This is a genomic window from Rothia sp. CCM 9419 (assembly GCF_048512815.1).
Classification (GTDB): Bacteria; Actinomycetota; Actinomycetes; order Actinomycetales; family Micrococcaceae; genus Rothia.
The window spans coordinates 1-23,961 of the sequence record NZ_JBLXXY010000008.1; the positions used below are offsets into that span (position 1 = coordinate 1).

At 47.1% G+C, this 23,961-nt stretch carries 18 protein-coding genes and 2 tRNA genes; 14 read left to right on the plus strand and 6 right to left on the minus strand.

The window, feature by feature from the left end:
- Positions 1 to 135: 135 nt before the first annotated feature.
- On the plus strand, positions 136 to 858 hold the full coding sequence (locus tag ACN08W_RS07190) for a transcriptional regulator (protein ID WP_419103930.1): 723 nt from the start codon (positions 136 to 138) through the stop codon (positions 856 to 858).
- A gap of 85 nt (positions 859 to 943) precedes the next feature.
- Here ACN08W_RS07190 and ACN08W_RS07195 read toward each other — a convergent pair whose 3' ends face one another.
- Together ACN08W_RS07195 and pepN are read right to left on the minus strand one after the other, a co-directional pair.
- Positions 944 to 1,342, minus strand: a complete 399-nt coding sequence (locus ACN08W_RS07195) for a globin (RefSeq protein ID WP_419107286.1) — start codon at positions 1,340 to 1,342, stop codon at positions 944 to 946.
- Between the two features lie 133 nt (positions 1,343 to 1,475).
- Complete coding sequence (gene pepN / locus ACN08W_RS07200) at positions 1,476 to 4,022, minus strand: aminopeptidase N (protein ID WP_419107287.1); 2,547 nt, start codon at positions 4,020 to 4,022, stop codon at positions 1,476 to 1,478.
- A gap of 237 nt (positions 4,023 to 4,259) precedes the next feature.
- Between pepN and ACN08W_RS07205 the strand changes: the two genes are divergently transcribed.
- Both ACN08W_RS07205 and ACN08W_RS07210 read left to right on the plus strand, forming a co-directional pair.
- Positions 4,260 to 4,748 (plus strand): ribose-5-phosphate isomerase, encoded by a 489-nt coding sequence (locus tag ACN08W_RS07205; protein WP_419109139.1) that lies wholly within the window; start codon positions 4,260 to 4,262, stop codon positions 4,746 to 4,748.
- Positions 4,749 to 4,777: 29 nt separating this feature from the next.
- On the plus strand, positions 4,778 to 5,656 hold the full coding sequence (locus ACN08W_RS07210) for an Fpg/Nei family DNA glycosylase (RefSeq protein ID WP_419109140.1): 879 nt from the start codon (positions 4,778 to 4,780) through the stop codon (positions 5,654 to 5,656).
- A 156-nt stretch (positions 5,657 to 5,812) separates the two neighbouring features.
- On the opposite strand, the gene ACN08W_RS07215 is transcribed toward ACN08W_RS07210, so the two are convergent.
- Positions 5,813 to 5,886: transfer RNA gene (locus tag ACN08W_RS07215), tRNA-Gly, on the minus strand.
- Between the two features lie 275 nt (positions 5,887 to 6,161).
- Between ACN08W_RS07215 and ACN08W_RS07220 the strand changes: the two genes are divergently transcribed.
- From ACN08W_RS07220 to ACN08W_RS07245, 6 genes are all read left to right on the plus strand, one after another.
- Positions 6,162 to 6,236: transfer RNA gene (locus tag ACN08W_RS07220), tRNA-Pro, on the plus strand.
- A gap of 128 nt (positions 6,237 to 6,364) precedes the next feature.
- On the plus strand, positions 6,365 to 7,663 hold the full coding sequence (gene tig, locus ACN08W_RS07225; RefSeq protein WP_419109141.1) for a trigger factor: 1,299 nt from the start codon (positions 6,365 to 6,367) through the stop codon (positions 7,661 to 7,663).
- Positions 7,664 to 7,894: 231 nt separating this feature from the next.
- Complete coding sequence (locus tag ACN08W_RS07230; protein WP_419107290.1) at positions 7,895 to 8,527, plus strand: ATP-dependent Clp protease proteolytic subunit; 633 nt, start codon at positions 7,895 to 7,897, stop codon at positions 8,525 to 8,527.
- Between the two features lie 32 nt (positions 8,528 to 8,559).
- Complete coding sequence (locus ACN08W_RS07235) at positions 8,560 to 9,237, plus strand: ATP-dependent Clp protease proteolytic subunit (protein WP_419103923.1); 678 nt, start codon at positions 8,560 to 8,562, stop codon at positions 9,235 to 9,237.
- A 243-nt stretch (positions 9,238 to 9,480) separates the two neighbouring features.
- Entirely contained in the window at positions 9,481 to 10,770 is a 1,290-nt protein-coding gene (gene clpX, locus ACN08W_RS07240) for an ATP-dependent Clp protease ATP-binding subunit ClpX (protein WP_419109142.1), read from the plus strand.
- A gap of 82 nt (positions 10,771 to 10,852) precedes the next feature.
- Complete coding sequence (locus ACN08W_RS07245) at positions 10,853 to 11,479, plus strand: DsbA family protein (protein WP_419107336.1); 627 nt, start codon at positions 10,853 to 10,855, stop codon at positions 11,477 to 11,479.
- A 69-nt stretch (positions 11,480 to 11,548) separates the two neighbouring features.
- Here the strand turns inward: ACN08W_RS07245 and ACN08W_RS07250 are convergent, their stop codons facing one another.
- Together ACN08W_RS07250 and valS are read right to left on the minus strand one after the other, a co-directional pair.
- Positions 11,549 to 12,952, minus strand: a complete 1,404-nt coding sequence (locus ACN08W_RS07250; protein WP_419109143.1) for an LssY C-terminal domain-containing protein — start codon at positions 12,950 to 12,952, stop codon at positions 11,549 to 11,551.
- 123 nt (positions 12,953 to 13,075) lie between these two features.
- Positions 13,076 to 15,703: a valine--tRNA ligase gene (gene valS / locus ACN08W_RS07255; protein WP_419109144.1), complete on the minus strand. Its 2,628-nt coding sequence runs from the start codon at positions 15,701 to 15,703 to the stop codon at positions 13,076 to 13,078.
- 143 nt (positions 15,704 to 15,846) lie between these two features.
- Between valS and ACN08W_RS07260 the strand changes: the two genes are divergently transcribed.
- The 5 genes from ACN08W_RS07260 (at position 15,847) to ndk (ending at position 22,837) form a co-directional block, all read left to right on the plus strand.
- Complete coding sequence (locus tag ACN08W_RS07260; RefSeq protein WP_419109145.1) at positions 15,847 to 16,650, plus strand: SDR family oxidoreductase; 804 nt, start codon at positions 15,847 to 15,849, stop codon at positions 16,648 to 16,650.
- 550 nt (positions 16,651 to 17,200) lie between these two features.
- Positions 17,201 to 20,491: an isoleucine--tRNA ligase gene (gene ileS, locus ACN08W_RS07265; RefSeq protein ID WP_419107295.1), complete on the plus strand. Its 3,291-nt coding sequence runs from the start codon at positions 17,201 to 17,203 to the stop codon at positions 20,489 to 20,491.
- Between the two features lie 2 nt (positions 20,492 to 20,493).
- Positions 20,494 to 21,930: a bifunctional folylpolyglutamate synthase/dihydrofolate synthase gene (locus ACN08W_RS07270; protein WP_419109146.1), complete on the plus strand. Its 1,437-nt coding sequence runs from the start codon at positions 20,494 to 20,496 to the stop codon at positions 21,928 to 21,930.
- Positions 21,930 to 22,370, plus strand: a complete 441-nt coding sequence (locus ACN08W_RS07275) for a DUF4233 domain-containing protein (RefSeq protein ID WP_419109147.1) — start codon at positions 21,930 to 21,932, stop codon at positions 22,368 to 22,370. Before ACN08W_RS07270 ends, ACN08W_RS07275 begins: the two co-directional genes overlap by 1 nt.
- 50 nt (positions 22,371 to 22,420) lie before the next feature.
- Positions 22,421 to 22,837: a nucleoside-diphosphate kinase gene (gene ndk / locus ACN08W_RS07280; RefSeq protein ID WP_419103915.1), complete on the plus strand. Its 417-nt coding sequence runs from the start codon at positions 22,421 to 22,423 to the stop codon at positions 22,835 to 22,837.
- 93 nt (positions 22,838 to 22,930) lie between these two features.
- Here ndk and ACN08W_RS07285 read toward each other — a convergent pair whose 3' ends face one another.
- On the minus strand, positions 22,931 to 23,575 hold the full coding sequence (locus ACN08W_RS07285) for a vitamin K epoxide reductase family protein (RefSeq protein WP_419109148.1): 645 nt from the start codon (positions 23,573 to 23,575) through the stop codon (positions 22,931 to 22,933).
- Between the last annotated feature and the right edge of the window lie 386 nt (positions 23,576 to 23,961).

The window sequence follows — 23,961 nt, forward strand, 5'->3', positions numbered from 1 at the left end:
CTGAGAGAATTATCAGTGCTCTCGTTCTTTATCTTCTGTACACGATATTCTTATATAACGACTTGCACTAAAACTATGGTGCAGATATAAGGCCATATCACCTAAAAATATACGACGAATAGGTAGGACCGAAGAGTGCTTAACAAAACAGCAGAAAATGCTTCGTACCTTCAGCTGGTAGATGTTAACCAAATTAAAGACTTCAAAACCTATCTCGCCCGCGCAAAATCTTTAGATACACAAGCTTCAGTACGGCTCATTACTCGTGGCATGTCTGTCGGCGCCTATGTCTGTGCGTTGTCACCTGAAACACTCATCGATACCACCCCTACCATCCTTGGGCTCAGAGCACTTAACATCGCCTCTGCCCAGACACTTGACACAACAGTAGAAATCAGCGCTGTGCTAGATCGTCTTGCTCGTATCGACCAACAGAAAAATTATCTTTTTATACCGCCTGTGGTCACAACAGCATCATGGAGCGGGCAACTACCGCCCTTTAGTCAGTGGGAAAGAATTGGACACATCACAGTAGGAGAGCTTAAAAAAATAGCTCTTGACGGAATGAACGCGGTAGATAGTGCCCTTCCCAATAACCCTGGGCATGCTGTTTTGGCCACCGTTCGTTCCCGTATCTGGTCATCTCCTATGCCATGGGAAGCAACACCACATCCACAACATCATTACACCCCAGAGAACTACACGCTTCCTAGCGGCATTGCGTTTGCCGCAGAGGTGCTAGGCTTTTTGCCACCGGTGGCGCATATGCCAGTCTATATTTACTATTCTCAGGGGTGGATTAGATTATCTTGCCCCATGGGACACGTATTATGTAAAAAATCTTCAGCTACAGAATAACTTTTTATCTCCTTGCTGCCGGACTAAAACAACAAGCAGGTAGCGACTTTTAAACTGGTATACACATACAGAGAGATAAATACCTCTATGTGCGGTTTTGCATAGCGTGGGCTGCACGTTCTAAATAGTCAAGCATCACTGTTTCGTGAAGAGGAGATAGCCCAAGCGTCTTGACCGACTCCCGCATATACTGCAACCAAGTGTCTCGTTCTTTGGCTCCAATAGCAAAAGGGAAATGCCTCATTCTTAAACGTGGATGACCCCGTTCTTGCTGATAGGTGCTAGGACCACCCCAATACTGTTCTAAAAACATCCGAAGACGCCTTTCCGCTGGAGCAAGGTCCTCTTCCGGATACATAGCGCGAAACTCGGGGTCTGAGGCAACTCTTTGATAAAACTCTGAACAAAGCTTTTCAAAAGTTGGGGCGCCTCCAACTTGATCATAAAAAGACTGTTGTTCTGCTGGATGATTAAGGGAACTCACGTTCACTAGCCTACCAAGAGAAAAAGAGAGGTTGAAACATCAAAAGACCCCTCAACGAATATAGGAGTAAAACAACTTCTATTCGCTAAGGGGCTTTTCTTGACCCAACGTTTTATCAATAAAACATTGGAATTTATGAACGAACGTCTGCTTCTTGAGCCTTCAACGCACGCACCATAGAATCTCGACATTCAGCAACTTGCCGGTACAAGGAACCGGCATCTTCTGGTAACGATGCTAAATACTGTTCGGTACGTTCCAATAACTGTGCAGAATAATTCTGGGGGAATAGCCCGCCGATAATTTGCTGAGAAATCTCATGGCTACGAGAACGCCAAACCTGCTCAATCGCATCAAAATATCGTTCAACATAGGGTTCCATGAGCTGTTCGTCTGCACCGGTAAAGAATCCTGCAATAGCAGAGCGCTGAACAATATTCGAGAGCTCACCGGTTTCTACGATGTCATGCCACATCTTAGCTTTAGCTTCAGCTGTAGGAATGGACGCTTCAGCAGTAGCAGCAGCCTGCTGACCATTTGATGTGCGGTCTTGTTCGAGAGCTTGCGCAATTTCTTCTGCGCTGTATCGCCCACCGGCAGCTAGAGATTGAATAAAAGACCATCGCAAGTCCGTGTCTACGACGATACCTTCAAGAACAGTTGAACCATTCATTAATGATTGAACGCAATCAAGCTGTTGATCAGATTTTGCAAGACGCGCAAAAGCACGTACAAGCTGTAGCTGCTGATCAGAATAAGGCTGAGCTGCTTGAGTGATATCCCATAGACGATCTGCAACACGGATACGAAGCTCTTGTGCCTGAGAACGAGAGACATAGAAGGAGAGAGTATGCTCAAGATTGAGCAACTGCACACGCATCGATGTCGAGTTTGTCTCAGCACCAATATTATTGAGAACGAGCTCAACAAACTGGTGTGCGGGCATTTGCGCATCACGGGTAGTATCCCACAATGAGCCCCATACAACGCTACGAGCCGTGGGGGAGTCGATATCACCAAGATGGTCAATAGCTGTTTGCAAAGAGCGTTCGTCTAGACGAATCTTTGCATAAGCTAAATCTTCATCATTTAGAAGAATCAAATCAGGTCGTTCAACGCCGGAGGCTTCAGCCACGTCTGTAAGTTCACCATTAACGTCTAACTCAATACGCTTGGTACGTGTTAGTTTTCCTTCACTCAAAGAATAGAACCCGACGACAAGGCGATGCGGACGTAACGTCTCATATCCTTCCGCATAGCTTTGACGAATCTTCAACGATGAGATGTTACCGTTTTCATCTTCTTCAACTTCGCTAGTTAGCGTATTAACACCAGCGGTTTCTAACCATAGTGCAGACCATGAGCGAACGTCACGTCCGGAGGTAGCCTCTAATTCAACGAGTAAATCATCGAGGACAGTATTACCCCAAGAATGTTTTGCAAAATATTGGGTGAGTGCGGACATAAAGTTCTCTTGTCCAACCCATGCAACAAGTTGACGTAAAACAGAAGCACCTTTGGCGTAGGTGATACCGTCGAAGTTCACTTGCACATCGTTGAGGTCACGAATAGGCGCAACAATGGGGTGTGTTGATGAAAGCTGGTCTTGACGGTATGCCCAAGTTTTTCCTGATGCGGCGAAGGTTGCCCACGCTTGAGAGGAGAAACGAGTATTTTCCGCCGCTGCGAGAGTGCACATAAACTCAGCGAATGATTCGTTGAGCCAGAGGTCGTTCCACCATTTCATGGTGACGAGGTCGCCAAACCACATGTGCGCTAGCTCGTGAAGAATCGTAATGGCACGGCGCTCGACAAGAGCTTCAGTGGGTTTTGAACGGAAGATGTAGTTTTCTAAGAAGGTGACTGCACCAGCATTTTCCATGGCACCAGCATTGAACTCTGGTACAAATAGTTGGTCGTATTTCTCGAAAGGATATGGGGTGTTAAACATCTTTTCGTAGAATTCGAATCCTTGACGTGTCAAGGTGAAAATCTCTTCAGCGTCTAGGTATGGCATGAGAGATTTGCGGGCAAAGGCACCTAAGGCGATGGTACGTCCCTCAGCATTAACTAAAGAGCTTGTGACCTTCTCATAGGGGCCGGCAATGATTGCGGTGATATATGAGGAGATACGGGGAGTGGGCTTGAAATTCCACAGCATGCTATCTGCTTGTTTTTGAACAGATGTTTCGGGCTGGTTTGAGATAACTGTCCAATGCTCCGGTGCTTTAACGGAGAACGTAAAGGACGCTTTGAGGTCTGGCTGTTCAAAGACGGGGTAGACTCTGCGAGAATCTGGAACCTCAAATTGGGAATAGAGATAGACTTCTTGGTCAGCTGGGTCAACGAAACGGTGCAGACCTTCGCCGGTGTTGGTGTAGAGGAAATCTGCATCAATGATGAGGGTGTTCTTCTCTGCGAGTTCTGGTAGCTGAATACGCACTCCATCAGCGAGGTCTACTGGAAGTTCAACACCATTGAGGTTGATGGAACGGACAGTGTCGGTAATGGCATCAATAAAGGTTGAGGTGCCAGCTACTGCATCAAAGGTGATGGTTGCGTGGGTGCTGAAAATTCTTTCGCCTTGCGTCAAATCCAGTGTGATGGTGTAAGAATCAACGTGAGTTACGACGTTTGCACGTTCAGTTGCCTCAGCGCGTGTAAGGTTCATTCCCGGCATATAGCCCTCTCTTTTTCTAAAAATACGGGTGCAACGCAGACGCGTAGAATGCGTTACTCCTCAATCGTTACTAGAATCATTAGATAAGACCTAGCAGAACTATGAGCAAGTAGCTCTTCTCTCAAAGTCTAATGCCCTAGTTCACAAAGATGAAATAGGCGCTACCTGAATAACCACTGCACATAGCAGAAGAACTCCCCGTCTCTGCTGGCGTTATTGCTTTCAAGGAGCTTTATTATGCGCGTACATATTGCTACTGACCATGCTGGTTTAGAGATGAGTCAGTATTTTGTTCAGAAGTTAACTGAGAATGGGTATGAGGTGATTGATCATGGTCCCCGTGAATATGACCCATTAGATGATTATCCCAGCTTCTGTATTAATGCTGCTCTTGGCGTCCGGAAAGATAGGGAAGAGGGGCTAGACTCTCTTGGCATTGTTCTGGGAGGTTCGGGAAATGGTGAGCAGATGGCTGCAAATAAAGTAACTGGTATCCGTGCTGCTTTGGCGTGGAATCACGATACTGCTGCCTTGGCGCGTGAACATAATAATGCTCATGTGGTGGCTATTGGTGGCCGTCAACATAGCCTTGAAGAAGCGTGGGAAATTATTCGTGTTTTTCTCACGACTGTTTGGACTGGTGAAGAACGTCATCAGCGACGCATTCATCAGATGGCAGAGTACGAGGCAACTGGTGCTATTACTGGCCGAGAGATTAACTCTTAAAAGTTTTTTGAGAAGCCAATACGATAGTTATGCCAGAAGGTCACTCTATCCATCGTCTTGCTCATCAATTTACGGAGCTATTTTCAGGAAAAACTGTTTCTGTCACCAGCCCTCAGGGGCGTTTTAGTGATGGTGCTCAGCTCCTTGACGGGCAGACTATTATCGATGCATATGCTCATGGGAAACATCTTTTTGTGGGGTTTGACCACGAGCTGACTCTTAACGTTCATTTGGGGATTTATGGTGCTTGGACTTTTGGTGGTGAACATTTTATTGGTTCTACTGCCATTGGTGCCCCTCGTAAAGCTCACGAAAGAGAGCAGAGCGGACAGCATGTACTAGCTACTGCTCCGCCTAAGGTGGCTCCAACTACGCGAGCGAGGATTATCGCTGACACATGTTGGGCTGATTTAGTTGGTGCAATGACTTGCCGTGTGCTAACACCTGCGCAAGTGCAAAAAGTGCGAGGCGACCTAGGGGAGGACCCCCTTTCTGTGGAGGGATCTGCAGAAAGGTTCTATCATTCTCTGCGTCGTACGGCTCGTCCCATTGCTGTTGTCTTAATGGACCAAAAGATTATTTCTGGTGTTGGAAATATTTTTAGAGCAGAATCATTATTCAGGTTAGGTATTGACCCGATGCGTCCGGCGCGGGAAATCTCTGAAGAAGAAGCTGTGCAGCTGTGGGATGATCTTTGCGAACTATTGCATATTGGTGTTCGTTTGGGGAAGATTGTGACAACTCGTGGTGAGCATCGTGTTGGTATTTCTTTAGAAGATGCTTGGCCTGATGCTGCGTATTATGTGTATCAACGTCAGGGGCAGCCTTGTCTTTTATGCTCTTCTCATATTCTGATGAAAGAACTTGCTGGGCGTAAGTTATATTGGTGCCCTCAATGTCAGCAATAATCTTTGCGCATACGGTGAGCTGAACTTATTTTTATAAAGCGTACGGCGCTATCTACACTTCTCTACGAATTGGGATTGTTAGGTAGCGCCGTATTGTTGTATCTGAGGGTATAAAAAAATCTCCCAGACTGTACTGTCTGGGAGATTTTCTATATTTGGAGGGGATGACGGGAATCGAACCCGCGTAATCAGTTTGGAAGACTGAGGCTTTACCATTAAGCTACATCCCCGTGGGACTCAATCAAGTAAACACTAGTTTTGGTGCCGTGTCAACTCGAAAAAGAGAATTTTTTTGATTTTTCTGCCAAAAAAGGGGGGGTTAGGGGTTCTTGGAAAAATTTTTGAGATTTTTTCTCGTATTATAAAAAACAGTTTTCACTAGGTTAAATGTTATTTTTTTCAACGGTTGCAACGCTGTTTTTTGAGCTGAAAATCGCTCAAAAAATATTTTTCGAGTAGCGAGGATGAAAAAACTGTTATACACTGGATAACGCCTTGTGCTGAACGGGGTGTGGCGTAGCTTGGCTAACGCGCCTGCTTTGGGAGCAGGAGATCGCAGGTTCGAATCCTGTCACCCCGACATGAGTTAGCAGAACCCGTCGAAGTATTCTTTCGACGGGTTTTGCTTTATCATAAGAACCATTACAAGAATCTGCGAGTTAACAACACTTGCGGATAACCGACTAAATATTCAGGAGATCAGCGGACGTGAAAACTGCCGTCGAGAAGATCAACCCGACCCTCGCAAAAATTGAGGTCGAGGTTCCTTTCGCAGAGTTCAAGACTTACCTTGACCGTACCTACAAGTCTCTGGCTCAGCAGATCCAGGTTCCCGGCTTCCGCAAAGGTAAAACTCCTCGTGCGCTTATTGAACAGCGCGCCGGATTCGACTTTGTTGTAGAGAACGCTCTCAACGAAGGACTCAACGAGTTCTACCAGAAAGCACTCGCTGAGAACGGTCTTATTCCTCTTGCGCAACCAGAACTGGAAATCCTTAGCAAGCCAGAAGAATCTGCGCGTGAAAATGATGTAAAACTTTCCATTCAGGTTACTGTTCGCCCTGAAATTGAACTTCCTGACTACTCTGGTTTGAGTGTAGAAGTTGAAGAAGCAACTGTTTCTGCAGAAGATGAACAGAAAGCTCTTGACGACCTTCGTGCACGCTTTGGAACCCTTAAAGCTGTTGACCGTCCCTCCGCAGATAAAGACTTCGTGACGATCAACCTCACTGCTTCTATCGATGGTGAAGAAGTAGACGCTGCAAACGACCTCTCTTACCAGGTTGGTGCGGGTACTATGCTTGAAGGTCTAGACGAAGCTCTCACTGCACTTTCTGCTGGCGAAGACGCAACCTTCGAAACCAAACTTGCTGGCGGAGAACACGCTGGCAAAGACGCTGTTGTTAAGGTTGAACTTACCGCAGTCAAGGAACGCGAACTTCCAGAAGCTGATGATGAGTTCGCTCAGCTAGCTTCAGAGTTCGACACCATTGAAGAGCTCAAAGAAGATCTCAAAAAGCAGGCTCTCGAGTCTAAAGTTGCAGAACAAGGCGCACAAGCTCGCGACAAAGTTCTTGCTCAGCTCGTAGAAATGACCGAAGTTCCTGTTCCTGAGAAAGTTATCGAAGATCAGCTAGAACAGCACTTCAAGTCCGCTGGTACTGAAGCTGACCACGATAACGAAGAGCACCGCGAAGAAATCCGCAAGAATGCAACCGAAGCTTTCAAGAACGAAATGGTTCTCGATGCTATTGCTGAAGCTGAAGAAATTGGTGTTGAACAGTCTGAAATTATTGACTACATCATTACCATGTCTTCTCAGTACGGTATGGATCCAAACCAGTTCGCTCAGATGTTAGAAGGCTCTGGACAGGCTGGTCTCATGGTCGGCGAAGTACGCCGTTCTAAGGCTCTTGCTTCTGTTCTTGAAAAGGCAGAGGTTAAAGACGCTAAGGGCAACATTGTTGACTTGTCTTCCTACCTAGGAACTGCAAAAGACGCAGAATAAATTTTCTGATATGACGGTGGGGCACACTCCTTGGGGAGTGTGCCCCACCGTCATACTATCTGAACATTATGACCAAAACATCGCCATTAAATAGTGTAGGGGTGACACGAGGTGTTTCGTTGAACGTGAACTCACACCCGAAGCGATGAAAAGTTCGCTAGTCTTCTAAGTAACCGATATTTTCAATGAACCGACCCCCGTTCGGTATCAGCGAGTAAGGAAAAAGAACTTATGTCTGATATTTTGCCTCTACCATCGTTCTCTGCTGGAGTTACTTCACACGCAGAAACTCCCGCTGGGGGACAAGACGATTATGTATATAACCGTCTGCTCAAAGAACGTATTATCTGGCTTGGATCTGAAGTTCGCGACTCCAACGCAAACCGTATCTGCTCCCAGATGCTTCTACTCTCTGCAGAAGATCCTGAAGCTGATATCTACCTATACATCAACTCACCTGGTGGCTCAGTCACTGCAGGTATGGCAATCTATGACACGATGCAACTTATCCCTAATGATGTTGTAACCGTCGTAACCGGTATGGCTGCATCCATGGGACAGTTCCTCCTCACCGCAGGAGCGCCAGGGAAACGCTACGCAACTCCTAACGCCCGAATCCTCATGCATCAGCCTTCTGGCGGTTTAGGCGGTACCGCTTCTGATATTCGTATCCAAGCAGAACTCATCTTAGATATGAAAAAACGTCTATCGCAGATTACCGCAGAACGTACCGGACAAACCTTGGAAACTATCCTCAAAGATAACGACCGAGACAACTGGTTTACTGCAGAAGAAGGCCTTGCCTACGGCTTCTTTGACCACATCGCTACCAGTGCAGGAACACAGGTCTCAGCACAAAAATAATTGTGTATTGACAAAGTTTGAGGAGAATAATAATGAACTATAACCCCACATCAATGCCTGCTTACGGAATGCCTACTAACCGTTACGTACTACCAAATTTTGAAGAACGCACCCCCTACGGGTACAAGCGTCAAGACCCCTACGCTAAACTCTTCGAAGACCGTATTATCTTCCTTGGAACTCAAGTAGATGACGCCTCAGCAGATGACATTATGGCGCAGCTACTCGTGCTCGAATCTCAAGATCCAGATCGTGACATCACCCTATACATCAACTCACCGGGTGGTTCTTTCACCGCGATGACAGCAATTTATGACACTATGCAGTACATTCGCCCTGAGGTTCAAACCGTTTGCCTCGGTCAAGCAGCTTCTGCTGCAGCTGTGCTCTTAGCAGCGGGAACGCCCGGTAAACGTTTGGCTCTTCCCAACGCCCGTGTGCTAATTCATCAGCCAGCGTTGGGTGGACAACAAGGCGGGCAGGCTTCCGATATCGAAATTCATGCTAATGAAGTGATGCGTATGCGCCAATGGCTTGCAAACACCCTAGCGCTACACTGCGATAAAGATCCTGAAGAAGTAGATCGTTCCATCGAACGAGATAACATTATGACAGCACAAGCTGCTCTTGAATATGGCCTTGTCGACCAAGTGCTTGAATCACGTAAAGCGGTAAAACCAAAATTTAACACTGCAGAAGACTATAGCTAAAAATCGTGGTAGCCCCTTGAACACTCCTGTCAAGATGAGTGTTCAAGGGGCTCACTTGTATATTTACGATAAAAAGAAAACAAATAGTATAGTCTTATCTCAAACATCTCAAATGCCGTTATGATAGAAGTCAAAACTCTGTAACACAACCGTAGTTAAGACTTAAAACTGTGTGTAATTTGGACTCTGAGAGAATCAAGGTAGCCTAGAGACTGACAGAATCCGACGGAAAGGAATAGCAGCGTGGCGAGAATCGGCGAGGCAACCAACCTTCTCAAATGCTCCTTCTGTGGCAAAAACCAAAAACAAGTCCGTAAACTCATCATGGGGCCAAACATCTACATCTGTGATGAATGTATCGAACTGTGTAACGAAATACTTGAAGAAGAACTAGCAGAAACTCGTAAAAACAACGAACCTCTAGAGTTGCCTACACCACGAGAAATCTTTGCACACCTTCAAGAATACGTCGTCGGACAAGAAGCCGCGAAAAGAGTTCTCTCCGTTGCTGTCTACAACCATTACAAACGTATTCGCATGATGGAAAACCCCATCACCGAGGCGAGCGCACTCCTTGCCGCTGACGGGGAAGATGTTGATATTGCGAAATCTAACATCCTTCTCGTGGGGTCTACGGGTTCTGGAAAAACTTATCTCGCTCAGACTCTTGCTAAAAAACTGAACGTTCCTTTTGCCGTGGCTGATGCTACCTCTTTGACTGAAGCTGGATATGTTGGTGAAGACGTTGAGAATATTCTGCTTAAACTTATCCAAGCTGCGGATGGAGACATCAAAAAAGCTCAAAAAGGCATTGTCTACATTGACGAAATCGATAAAATCTCACGAAAAGCTGATAACCCGTCAATTACTCGAGACGTTTCAGGCGAAGGCGTACAGCAAGCGTTACTGAAAATTCTTGAAGGAACGGTAGCGGCGGTCTCTCCACAAGGAGGGCGCAAACACCCTCAACAAGATTTTATGCATATCGATACAACGAATATCTTGTTTATCGTTGCGGGTGCGTTTGCCGGTCTTGAAGAGATTGTGAGCGGGCGTGTTGGACGAAAAGGTATTGGTTTTGGTGCACGCATTGATAATGCTGGGCAGGACACCGATATCCTTCAAAAACTGATGCCAGAGGATCTGCTCAAATTTGGTTTGATTCCTGAGTTTATTGGTCGTTTACCGGTTCTTGCTACATTGAATACCTTGAGCGAAGAAGACCTCACAAGAATCCTTACCGAACCCAAAAATGCTTTGGTGAAGCAATATAAGCGGATGTTTTCTATGGATGGTGTAGAGCTTGTCTTTGAAGACTCCGCTTTGTCAGCTATTGCGAGACTTGCTATTGAACGTGAGACCGGTGCGCGTGGGTTACGAGCAATTATGGAAGAGATTTTACTTCCTGTCATGTTTGATATCCCATCACGTCAAGACGTATCTATTGTTATCATCGACGCGGAGGTCGTTCAGAGGCATAAAGATCCCATTATGGTACTGGATGCAGGGGATAATTCTCAGAAATCGGCCTAAACGTTAAAGAACCTTTCTCTAAAAACACGAAGAAGATAGTATAGGGACTTAAAACCTTATCTCTCAATATTAAGGAGCCATGATGGCAGATAAAGCATCCGTAGAATTTTGGTTTGATCCAACTTGCCCTTGGTGTTGGATTACCTCACGCTGGATTAAAGAAGTTGAGAAAGTTCGTGATATTGACGTCGTGTGGAATCCTTTCTCACTATCCGTATTGAACGAGGGACGTGACCTGCCTGAAAAATATCGTGAACATATGGAACAGGTCTGGGGTCCAGCTCGTGTTGTTACTGCGGTAGCTGAAAACTATTCACAAAAAGAAGTTGATGCACTATACACCGCTTTAGGTGAACAAATCCATCACCAACAGAACCATGGCGGTACCCGCTACGAAGAAGCTATTGTTGCTGCTTTAGCCGTGGTCGGTTTACCTGAAGAATATGCGCAGTACGCCCATCAGGACGAATACGATGAGCAGATGCGTTCTTCTACTCGTCGTGGTTTAGAACAAGCTGGGGGAGACGATATTGGTGTTCCGCTAATGAGCATTAACGGTGTCACCTTCTTTGGCCCTGTCATTAGTCCCGCCCCAACGGGAGAAGAAGCTGGAAAGCTCTTTGACGCTGCTCTCGGTTTAGCTTCCTATCCCGGTTTCTTTGAGCTGAAACGTCCCCGTACTGTTGGGCCAATCTTTAACCACCAATAAAAAAGACCCTTAAAAGATAGAGGGGTTGGGACACAAAAGATATTGTGCCCCAACCCCTCACTTTTTGTCCTAACGGCGAGATTTCTGCCGAGTCATGTTGAAGGTATAGTTCACTGCACCATCGGAGGTGAACTCTAAGAGTGCATACACTTGAGAGGCCATGAGCACATAGATGGTATAGGTAGTGCTAATATCTTGCTCCGTACCAAATACAAGGCTAAGTGCATTAGATATAAAAGAAAAAGACAATAACGCTAACAGAATTTTACGTGCTAGCTGGCTTCCGCGAATCGTCCACACCACGAGAAAAATTTGAATAATCGTGATGACTAGGACAACAACAATAACAACCGGTGCAATGTACATCTGCCAGAACCTTTGAACATCTACTTCAAAGGAATCTTTTGGGTTAACCAGAACACCTAAATGCGTAACGCTCAAGAACGCTTGTAGAAGAATCACTAAAGATGTAAAAGCAGAAGCAAGCCACACACTCAACGGCGCTTGTTCTACTAATTCCCAAGGCCTACGACGATGCATGCGCTCATATCGTTGGGTGTTGTGACGTCCATCTTGACGATTGCATACCGACGTCAAATCGAGGATAGGTAAATCCCCATCGGTAAGAATAGTGTCTCCGCCACCGTTACGGGAATGATACCCAGAAGAGAAATCCTCGATCAGATCAGAGCGTGCCTTCTGATTACAGTACAACACTGTTTCAACGACATAGTCACGTTCTTTATCTGTCTCAGCGTCAATCTTATGAGTAATTTGAAAAGTGAATAGGGAGAGTCCTACTGCTCTGTCAAAAGTTGCTGCAGCAAGCCAATCAACGGGTTCGCCACCTGGCAATTTCCACCCTTCAGGTGCTTTCCAAAAACGAACATGGTGACGTTTGCTAGGGGAGCCATCTACCTCTTGCTGATAGGCAAAATTCTCAGAACGATGAAATAAATAAAGAGGTGAAACCGGAGCCGTTGGGTAAGGACGCTTCCTGAGCGTATTGACGATAATACGCCATGAGGATGCCAACGTAACGGGGTCTGCCTTGACCCATCCTGCTTTTTCCATCGCAGTATGAATCTCTTCTGCTGTTCCACGGAGTCCGATATTGACGGGGTCTCCGAGAAGACCATCACCTGTGCGGGTGCGTCCAATAAAATAGTCGGGAACATACAGGTCTGTCATGATGCGATGAAAACGAGGCAACGTGAGATAAGCAGAGAAGAACCAAAAACCAAAGGCGATGAGAATACCCCACCAGCTGTGATACCACGAATCAATCAGAGCTACCACCGCAAGCCAGATAGAGGCGATTCCAGCAAACACAAAATAAAGTTTATCGGCCCACCCTTCCAGAACTCGCTTTCCCATATTCATCATAAAATAGCGTTGTTTGCTGACGTTATTGGGATCTCCACGATATTTGGGGTACTGCGCATCAAAAGGGCGGGGAGAAGAATCCGACATAAGAAAATCCAAAATTTTGAAAAGAACTAAGAAAACAAAGATGGGGAGAACACCACCTGCTAAAACGCAGTGTTCTCCCCATCTTCTCGTTAACCGGATAGGTGCGGTAACGTGAGAGACATTTTATGCTTCGGTCTCTTCTGTAAGAAGCTCAACTTCTGAGACAGAGAGCTCAACGTCGGCGACAACAAATTGAAGCTCTCGCACATTTCCAGCAGCCTTAAGATCTTCGACACCAGCTTTAACCTGTTCTAGAACTTCTTGCGATGCAGAAATAGTTGCGGTAGCCACTTCGGTACGCTGTTTAACTTGAGCTTCAGACTTTGCCTTGCGTAAACCACCTAAGGCTAGACCTACGGTAGGCAGAACCTGAACATCGGCGTTCTCGAGTACCGCCTTATACCCCTCAGAGGTTGGCCATGAAGCACGGTGAACTGAACCTGAACGCCACCAGCTCCACACCTCATCAGTAGCAAATGGCAAGAACGGTGCAAAAAGACGCAAGAGTGCATCGAGAGTTGTTGCCAAAGCCGCTAGGACAGATGCTTGTTCTTCTTCACCGCGAGAACCATAGGCGCGGTCTTTAATGAGTTCTACGAAATCATCGGTGAAAGACCAGAAGAACGTCTCACAAAGCTGAAGAGCGCGAGCATACTCATACTTTTCAAAAGCAAGAGTGGCTTCTTCTACGACCTGTGCAAGTTTTGCCAGAAGAGAACGGTCCAAAGCGTTGGTCAGAACACTTGTTTGTTCTGCATTGGTAAGCACTGAATCTTGTGTAGCGCCAAGACCGAGCACAAACTTTGAAGCGTTCAACAGTTTAATAGCAAGACGACGACCGATTTTCATTTGTCCTTCGTCATAGGCGGTATCTGCACCAAGACGAGCAGAAGCCGCCCAATAACGCACCGCATCAGAACCATACTTTTCGAGGACTTCATTGGGGACAACAACATTGCCCTTAGACTTAGACATCTTCTTACGGTCTGGGTCAAGAATCCACCCTGATAGAGCAGTATTTGCCCACGGAACAGAGTTCTCCAAAGAGTGTGAACGTACTACCGTAGAGAACAACCAGGTGCGGATAATGTCATGACCTTGAGGGCGCAAATCCATCGGGAACGTTACCTGATGAAGCTGTTCATCTACTGCCCAACCCGTAGCAATCTGCGGAGTCAATGATGAAGTCGCCCATGTATCCAGTACATCGGGGTCTGCAACGAATCCTCCGGGTACACCACGCTGATTTTCAGTGAATCCAGGGGCAGGCTCTGCGGCAGGATCGACCGGAAGTATCTGCTCATCAGGAATAATGGGCTCGTCGTAGTTTGGTTCGCCATCTTCATCAAGCGTGTACCAGATAGGGAACGGCACGCCGAAGAATCGTTGGCGAGAAATCAACCAGTCACCGTTAAGACCTTCAACCCAGTTCTCATACCGTGAACGCATGAACGAGGGGTACCACGTCATCGCACGGCCGCGTTCGAGTAGTTCTTCTCTACGTGATACGTCACGTCCACCATTGCGGATATACCATTGACGGCTTGCCACAATTTCAAGAGGCTTGTCGCCTTTTTCATAGAACTTGACCGGATGGGTAATCTTTCGTGGCTCTCCATCCATTTCTTGAGCTTCAACAAGCATCTCAACAATGGTTTTCTGAGCGGTGAAGACGGTGGCGCCGGCCATACGTTCGTAGTTAGTTCGTCCTTGCTCGTCAGTAATCCACTCGGGGGTGTCACGGCTGAAACGACCATCACGACCAATCAGAGCACGAGTAGGAAGCTGTAGTTCACGCCACCAGGTGACGTCTGTGGTGTCACCAAAAGTACAGACCATCGCAATACCAGCACCTTTATCGGGCTGAGCCAACGGGTGAGCCTTAACCTCCACACTGACGCCAAATAGCGGTGAAGTAACAGTAGTACCGAAAAGTTCTTGGTACCGTTCATCATCAGGGTGAGCTACAAGAGCTACACAGGAAGGCAACAATTCGGGGCGTGTCGTTTCAATCCACACTTTTTCACCATTAGGACGGTGGAAAGAAATACGATGATATGCACCTTCACGTTCTTTATCTTCTAACTCTGCCTGTGCAACTGCCGTGCGGAACGTGACATCCCACATCGTAGGTGCCTCTGCCATATAAGCATCGCCATTTTTGAGGTCGTTGAGAAACGCAAGTTGAGAGACTTTACGTGAGTGAGCATCAATAGTTCGATATGTATGAGACCAATCAACAGAAAGCCCCAATGTGGTGAAAAGCTGCTCAAAGACCTTTTCGTCTCCAGTAGCTAGAGTCTCACATAATTCAATAAAATTTTGGCGCGAAATACGTGGCCAGTCACGCTGATTTTTAGCGGGCTTCTCTGGTGCTACAAACTCTGGGTCATAGGGGATAGCTGGGTCACAAAGAACACCATAATAATTTTGAACACGACGTTCAGTTGGCAGACCATTATCGTCCCAACCCAATGGGTAAAAGACATTTTTCCCACGCATACGCTGGTAACGGGCGATTACGTCAGTCTGGGTATAAGAGAACATGTGCCCTACATGCAAAGAACCCGATGCGGTCGGTGGCGGGGTATCAATAGAATACACTTCTTCACGTGTTGTCTCACGATTGAAAGCATACGTTTTTTCGTTAGCCCAACGTTCAGAAAGTTTCTTTTCGAGACCTTCTAAGCCGGGACGGTCAGGAACATTAATTGTTACGGGCGTGTCTGTGCCCTGGTTATTTTCAGCCATGCTGGTTATTCTCTCATGCTCTGGTTCTGTTCTGGGGGAAATCTGAGGTGATATCGGCAGGTGAACGCCCAGATAGAGAAAATGCTCTGTCATTTTTAAGGAATATCTTCCGCTGCTTAGCCATCTATCGGTAAGTTGGAACCATGGTAGAGACTTATATTCCTCAAAATCCTTTTGACGCCCAAGCCCACACCGGAAAAATTGCTGTCGTCACTGGTGCTTCTTCCGGCATTGGTAGAGCCACCGTCGAACAGATGTGCGCTAGCGGGTGGACTGTATATGCTGTAGCACGTCGTGTCGAACGTCTTGAAGAACTTGCCCAACGCACTGGTGCTATTCCTACACCGATAGATATCACCGACATTAACGCAGTACAAGCTGCCAGTGCGCAGGTTCTCGAACAAACTGGAGGCACCTTACACGCCCTCGTCAATATTTCCGGTGGTGCTGTAGGCGTTGATCACGTAGCTAATGGAAAGCCTGATGATTGGGCTTTTATGTATCGACTCAACGTTTTGGGTACTTTGAACATGATTCAAGCCTTCCTACCTGCATTGCGCCAATCTGCAGAAGGAACCATACTGAACCTCACCTCTACTGCTGCTGAAGCTGGATATGAAGGCGGGGGAGGGTATAACGCTGCAAAGTTTGGTCAGCGAGGACTGACCGAAGCGCTCCGTCTAGAAGAAGCAGAACATAATATTCGAGTCATTGAAATTAGCCCAGGGATGGTTCACACGGAAGAGTTCTCAGCGAATCGTCTTGGCTCTGCTGAAGCCGCACAAAAAGTCTATGAAGGAGTTGAACACCCTCTGACTGCAGCAGACGTTGCACAAACTGTCACCTTTGCCGTCAACGTTCCACACCATATCAACCTAGACCGAGTAGTGATGCGCCCAGTAGCTCAAGCTGCACAATATAAAGTAATTCGTCGGCGCCCCTCCTAAAACACCATAAAATGGTGTTCAACGCGCCAGAATAAAATTGTAATTTTGGTGAGTCTGCTCGCCACAAAAAACTCCTTAACCACCACTATCTAGGGTTCGAACATAGCTTTGACACAAGATATGGGGTTAAAAGACCTCAAAAACACTGTTTCACTGTGGATAACCTCTTACGGGGTGAACACTACAGAAAACACCCTGTTAGACAGACTCCCAAAACCTGCCTAAAATTGAGGTAGTTGCAAAGACCCGGCCATCACCGGCGAGCAATCCGGAAGAACAGGCCGTACCTGCACCTGTCCACTGTATCGTTGCGACGAGGATAGACTGCGGAATAGATACAGCCTTAGTAGAACCGGACGGGTAAGCCCGTCATAGCAGTCACGAAGCGACTGATAACGCTCGACTGCATTGTCTCCCCAACACTATGCTGCTGGGGAGACAATGCACGTTAAGTAGAATCAGTAAGCAAGGTGGTACCGCGCCATATCAAGACACCTTGAACGGCGTCCTTGCATGACCCATACAACTGACAAAACTCAAGGGATCATTCGTGACCACGAACAACATCTACCCACGCGTTAGCGCATCCGGAGCGCAAAACGTCGAATCATCACCGTCCTTCCCGAAACTTGAAGAATCCATCCTCGAATACTGGAAGAACGACGGAACCTTCGCTGAATCAGTGGCATACCGTGAAGCAGGAGAAAACGGCTCCAACGAATTTGTCTTCTACGATGGACCTCCCTTCGCTAACGGACTACCACACTACGGACACCTACTCACCGGCTACGTTAAAGATCTCGTTGCCCGCTACCAAACCCAACGAGGCCATAAAGTTGAACGCAGATTTGGCTGGGACACCCACGGACTTCCCGCCGAACTTGAAGCAATGAAACAGTTGGGAATGACCGACAAACAAGAAATTCTCGACATGGGAATTGACAGCTTCAACGACGCCGCACGAAGCTCCGTGCTCAAATACACCAATGAATGGCAAAACTACGTCACCCGTCAGGCCCGCTGGGTAGACTTCGAAAACGACTATAAAACCCTCAACATCGAATATATGGAATCGGTGATTTGGGCGTTCAAACAACTCTACGACAAAGGTCTCACCTACCAAGGCTTCCGCGTACTGCCTTACTGCTGGAAAGACGAAACACCCCTCTCTAACCACGAACTCCGCATGGACGACGACGTCTACAAAGACCGCCAAGACCCATCCGTGACTGTAGCGTTCACCATTACCAACGACACTTCACTGGCAAAAAATCCTGCCATCGCACAAGAACTCGCTGGTGTAGAAGCCATGGCATGGACAACCACACCATGGACCCTACCAACGAACCAAGCGCTCGCCGTCGGGCCGGACATCACGTACGTAGTAGTCGCTGGTGCTGGCAACTATGCAGAACGTCGTTTCCTCATCGCCGAAGACCTACTAAACAACTACGCTAAAGACCTCGGCTACGATGAGGCTCAAGAAGTACAAAACGCTATTATCAGCCGTTATCAAGGTCGTGATTTAGAAGGTCTACGATACGCTCCACTATGGGATTACTTTACTGATACCGAAAAGTGGAATACCCACAAAGCCTGGCAAATTCTTGTCGCTGAATACGTCACCACAAGCGACGGTACCGGCCTCGTTCATCAAGCACCTGCCTACGGTGAAGATGACCAAAAAGTCTGTGAAGAATACGGCATCCCCGTTATCCTTTCCATCGACGAAGGCGCAAAATTCTTACCGCTCTTTAGCGAAAAGACTCCAAGCGGTCAGAACGAGCTTGCTGACATTGCTGGCGTACAAATTTTTGATGCAAACCGCACCATCATCAACGCGCTCAAAGCGCAGGGTACTTTACTACGTGAAAAATCTTACGTGCACTCCTACCCACACTGCTGGCGTTGCCGCACACCATTGGTCTACCGTGCCATCACCTCATGGTATGTCAAAGTCACCGACTTTAAAGACCGCATGAGCGAATTAAACCAGCAGATTAACTGGATTCCTGAAAATGTTAAAGACGGACAATTCGGTAAATGGGTAGAGAACGCCCGTGACTGGTCCATCTCCCGAAACCGTTTCTGGGGTTCACCCATTCCTGTCTGGGTCTCTGACGACCCGAACTACCCTCGCATGGATGTGTACGGTTCCTTAGCTGAACTTGAAGCTGACTTTGGGCGTCTACCTTTGAACAAAGATGGCGAACCAGACCTACACCGCCCCTACATCGATGAATTGACTCGACCTAACCCCGATGATCCCACCGGAAAATCGACGATGCGTCGTGTAGAAGATGTCCTTGACGTATGGTTCGATTCTGGTTCTATGCCCTACGCACAGGTGCATTATCCTTTCGAGAATAAAGAATGGTTCGAAAATCATAATCCAGCTGACTTCATCGTAGAATACATCGGACAGACTCGCGGATGGTTCTATACCCTTCACATCCTTGCTACTGCACTCTTTGACCGTCCCGCCTTTACAAACGTCATCTCGCACGGCATTGTACTTGGCTCCGATGGCCAGAAAATGTCGAAGTCTCTACGGAACTATCCGGATGTCTCTGAAGTTCTTGACCGTGATGGTTCTGACGCAATGCGCTGGTTCCTAGTTTCTTCACCTATTTTGCGTGGCGGAAACCTCATCGTGACAGAAGAAGGAATCCGTGAAGGTGTCCGTCAAGTGATGCTTCCGTTATGGAACGTCTATCATTTCTTTGCTCTATATACGAACGCCGCTCACCAAGGTGCCGGATACCAAGCTCAACTACGTTACACCTCTGAGCACGTGATGGACCGTTTTATCCTCGGCAAAACGCGTGAACTCATCACTGCCGTAACTGAAGCCATGGACTCCTACGACGTCAGCGGTGCAACAGAAGCGTTACGTCATTACACAGACACCTTAACCAACTGGTATGTGCGTCGTTCTCGTGAACGTTTCTTTGAAGAAGATACCGTTGCTTTCGACGTGCTCTACACAGCGTTGACGACCGTTGTAAAAGTAGCAGCTCCTTTACTTCCTCTTGTGAGCGAAGAAATTTACCGCGGTCTAACCGGTGAGCGTTCTGTGCACCTTACTGACTGGCCAGATGTTGAATCATTTACTGACGAGAGCGACCTTATTGCTCTGATGGAGACAACTCGTTCGATTTGCTCTGCAGGTTCGTCTCTTCGTAAAACCCATAAACTACGTGTGCGTCAACCTTTGAGCTCTCTTACTGTTGCTGTTGCTCATGGTGCGGCGTTGTCTGGGGTATACGAGAATATTATTGCTGATGAACTTAACCTGAAAAAGGTACAGCTTCTTGATGCTGCCGATGTGAAGCCTGCAGATTTTGGTATTTCACAGCAGCTAAAGGTTAACGCACGCGCGGCTGGACCTCGTCTTGGAAAAAATGTTCAGCAAGCTATCAAAGCGACAAAGACCGGAGACTGGTCTGTTGCCGAAGACGGCACAGTGAGTGTTGCTGGAGGTTCTATTGCTCTGGAACCTCATGAGTACGAACTGCAAACTACCGTTGATGAATCTGCTGGACAGGCTCATCAGGCAGTTTCTGTTCTTCCTGGTGGAGGGTTCTTAGTCCTTGATACTCAGTTGACGGCAGAGCTTGAAGCAGAAGGAATCGCTCGTGACGTGATTCGCGCAATTCAGCAGGCTCGTAAAGACGCTCAGTTGGTTGTCTCTGACCGTATTGAGTTGACGGTCGCTGCACCTGAGCAGATTCGTCAAGCTGTGCAAGGTTTTGAACAGCTCGTTGCTGGTGAGACTCTTGCAACTTCGGTACACTATCAGGACGCTTCAGAACTTTCTATTACTGTGAAGAAGGCCTAATTTTGTCAGAAAACATGGATTCTCAATCCTTGTTGAACACCTCAAACGCCGTAGATACTTCTACTGAAGATACCTACGGCGTTGAGGGCGTTTATCAAGAGTTACTCTCTCGTGCCCCTGAAAATGCGATGGCACCGAGGCTTAATGCGGTTCAGGACGCTTTAGATATTTTGGGTGCGCCTCATCAGGCAGCTCCCGTTATTCATATCACCGGTACGAACGGTAAAACCTCAACAGCACGTATGATTGAGCGTTTATTGATGGCTCATGATTTACGAACAGGGCGGTACACTAGCCCGCATCTGAGTAAAGTAACAGAGCGTATCAGTATTGATGGGCATCCGGTATCTGATGAGACGTTCGTGCGCATCTGGCAAGAGATTCGTCCTTATCTGGATATAGTGGATGCACAGTTGAGTGCTGCTGGTGAGCCTCGTATCACCTATTTTGAGGCACTTACGATTCTTGCCTTCGCCATTTTTGCTGATGAGCCAGTAGACGTTGTTGTTCTTGAAGTTGGTATTGGTGGAGTGTGGGATGCTACGAATGTTGCGCAAGCTCAAGTTTCTATTGTAACACCTATCTCCTATGACCATACTGATATTTTGGGGCAAACATTAGCTGAGATTGCTGCTGAAAAATCAGGGATCATCAAAGAGCATGGGATGCTCATTAGCGCTGTGCAAGACCCAGAAGCTGCTCAGGTTCTCTTAGAACGGGCGCAAGCAGTTTCTGCTGGGTATCGTTTTGAGGGTGTTGAATTCGGTGTTCTTGACCGTCGTCCAGGTGTTGGCGGTCAGATGGTCGATATTCGTGGATTAGCGGATACCTATACTGATGTTCCTGTTCCTCTCTTTGGTGAACACCAAAGTCAAAATGCTGCGGTAGCTATCGCTGCGGTTGAAGCATTTTTAGGAGGGACGGAAAAACCTCTCAACGTTGAGCTGATTCGCCAAGGATGGGAGGAATTAACTTCTCCCGGACGTTTAGAAGTTCTCAAGACTGCTCCGACAATTATTCTTGATGCCGCCCATAACCCTCACGGTATTCGGGCTTCTGCCCACGCTTTTAAAGAATCTTTTGCTGTCGGTTCTTTGGGCATCGTGATTGGTGTTTTGGGGGAGAAGGATGCCGTGGGCATCTTTGAAACAATTCGTGAAGAATACTTTGATTCTGCTGATTTTCAGACGAAGCTATACCTCACTGCATCTGACTCTGCTCGGGCCATTGACGTAGACACTCTTAAAGATATGGCTCTTGATGCTGGGCTTTCAGAGTTCGATCTTCAGACCTATGAGCGTCTTGACGATGCTTTGAGTGCTGCTGTCGATCAGAGCCTAGAACATGAAGAACACGCTTCAGCCATCCTGATTACTGGTTCCATTACGGTCATCGGGCAAGTGCGTTCTTCGTGGTTGCCTGATGGGGAAGGAGCATAATGGTTCGTTTGACGAAGGCTCAGCGTCAGTGGCGCCCAGGGCAGGTGAAGAAACCAAGCTCTATCAAGGTGATGTTTTCTTCTACCGTGCTAACATTGGAGGCTTTTGTAGCGTTCTTTGCAACATTGGCAATTTTTGGATTGAATTTCAATAGCCCTCTCCTCTATAAAATCATGATTTGGGTGTTAGGACTTGCCTTAATTGGTGCGTTTTTAGCTGCGCCAGCATTTTTGCGTAAACCATGGGGCTATACCTTTGGGTGGGCCTTGCAAGGTTTATTGATTCTTGCTGGTGTGGCGTTACCGTCATTAGTGTTCATCGGGTTGTGCTTTACGGCTGCGTATTGGTATGCGGTACGTGCCGGTGAACGTCTTGACCGCGAGAATAAAGAGCGTGAACGTGAACAGCTTGAGTGGGAGAAACAACAGAAAAACCTGTAACCCCTGTTACACTAGGTGCAAGATGTTGCTTCACAAGGAAGGTTCCGTTCATGAGCGAACGTACTCTGATTCTGATTAAACCTGACGGTGTCAAACGTCAATTAGTGGGGGAGATTCTTCATCGTATTGAGCGAAAAGGATACACTCTAGCTCAGATGAAAATGATCACGCCCACTGAAAGTCTTTTGGCGCAGCACTATAGTGAACACCTTGAAAAACCGTTTTACCCAGCGCTTTTAGAGTTCATGCTCTCTGGCCCAGTGGTAGCAGCGGTCTTTGAAGGTGAGGACGTCGTAGAAGCTATCCGAACTATCATGGGACCGTCTAACCCCGTCAGTGCCCCTGCCGGAACGATTCGTGGAGATTATGGACGCGCATGGAGCACCTCCGTGCAGCAGAACCTCATTCACGGCTCAGACTCCGTAGCATCTGCAGAACGCGAGATTGCTATCTGGTTTAATTCCTAAACCAGTATTGTGCTAACACCTAAGAGCGGGTGGGGAGAACCAAATTTTGGTTCTCCCCACCCGCTCTTGTCTGTCGGTGTTGATCAAGAAGTTTTAGAACATCCCGAGAATGATGTCGGAGAATCGGATAAAGATAATTCCGAAGATGAGAACAAAAACTAAAACAATAGCAAACCATGACCACCCAGCTACCGTCTCACGCAGGTGAAAAGGCGCCGGTATAATTCCCGCAATAATATTTCGTGCAGTAATCTTCCCCATCATAATGATTTGGGTAACCCACACAAACATACAGAAAAGACACAAAGCATTGATTTTGAACGTGGTGTTATACCAGAGCCAAAAAACGAAGACTGTTGCTAACAAATGCCCGATGTTCATTGCTAACCAATACCAGCGACTAAAACGAGCACCAGCCAAAATAGCGGTGCTAATCGTCAGAACAATGGCATAACCTACTAACCCAATAAACGGATTAGGAAACCCAAAAGCCTCAGCATAGGGGGTGCGCATGACCGTACCACAATTGAGCAAGGCATTAACATCACATGAAGAAACATGCGAAGCGTCAATATAAATTTGTAGACGTTCAAAAACAAGCATGCACGAAGACACGAAAGCAATAGCACCAGCAACAAGCACCAAAAAGGCAAGGCGACGGTCAAAACTTGCCTGCTCTGCGTCGCTCATTGTTATGGAGCCGTCGTCGATGAGTTTTTCTTCTGGAGTATAGGTCATGGGATTCTCCACACGGGGTACAAAACGTTAACTATCCTACTGTGTGAAGCTAAGTATTGGCTTTTCTTTTCTCGAAAGAATGCTTTAAGGGCACCGATTTTAGGAAGTATATGAGAGAATGAACATTGGTAGTCTTCTGCCCGCATACAGAAGTAGCTATCCAGTAGGTGGTACCGACACCGCGTTAATCAGATGAGACATAGCGCAATAAAAGTTCAGTGCGTAACGCACAGACTCGGGGAAACTACTGGCTCAGCTCATCGCGTGAAAACCTGCAATATGCCTTCAGACGTGTTCTAAGGTAAAGAAACAACACGCTAGAACTTGTATCAGACAACGAACAATAGCGTTGCTATAGCGTTTGAAACGAGCCGAGCAAGAATAAG

What these genes read in the sequence shown, in the direction of transcription:
- ACN08W_RS07210 (WP_419109140.1), top strand. Translation starts at nt 4,778, where the DNA reads ATGCCAGAAGGTCACTCTATCCATCGTCTTGCTCATCAATTTACGGAG.
- ACN08W_RS07260 (WP_419109145.1), top strand. Translation starts at nt 15,847, where the DNA reads ATGGTAGAGACTTATATTCCTCAAAATCCTTTTGACGCCCAAGCCCAC.
- ACN08W_RS07205 (WP_419109139.1), top strand. Translation starts at nt 4,260, where the DNA reads ATGCGCGTACATATTGCTACTGACCATGCTGGTTTAGAGATGAGTCAG.
- ACN08W_RS07285 (WP_419109148.1), bottom strand. Translation starts at nt 23,575, where the DNA reads ATGACCTATACTCCAGAAGAAAAACTCATCGACGACGGCTCCATAACA.
- ACN08W_RS07245 (WP_419107336.1), top strand. Translation starts at nt 10,853, where the DNA reads ATGGCAGATAAAGCATCCGTAGAATTTTGGTTTGATCCAACTTGCCCT.
- pepN (WP_419107287.1), bottom strand. Translation starts at nt 4,022, where the DNA reads ATGCCGGGAATGAACCTTACACGCGCTGAGGCAACTGAACGTGCAAAC.
- ACN08W_RS07275 (WP_419109147.1), top strand. Translation starts at nt 21,930, where the DNA reads ATGGTTCGTTTGACGAAGGCTCAGCGTCAGTGGCGCCCAGGGCAGGTG.
- ndk (WP_419103915.1), top strand. Translation starts at nt 22,421, where the DNA reads ATGAGCGAACGTACTCTGATTCTGATTAAACCTGACGGTGTCAAACGT.
- valS (WP_419109144.1), bottom strand. Translation starts at nt 15,703, where the DNA reads ATGGCTGAAAATAACCAGGGCACAGACACGCCCGTAACAATTAATGTT.
- ACN08W_RS07230 (WP_419107290.1), top strand. Translation starts at nt 7,895, where the DNA reads ATGTCTGATATTTTGCCTCTACCATCGTTCTCTGCTGGAGTTACTTCA.
- ACN08W_RS07250 (WP_419109143.1), bottom strand. Translation starts at nt 12,952, where the DNA reads ATGTCGGATTCTTCTCCCCGCCCTTTTGATGCGCAGTACCCCAAATAT.
- ACN08W_RS07235 (WP_419103923.1), top strand. Translation starts at nt 8,560, where the DNA reads ATGAACTATAACCCCACATCAATGCCTGCTTACGGAATGCCTACTAAC.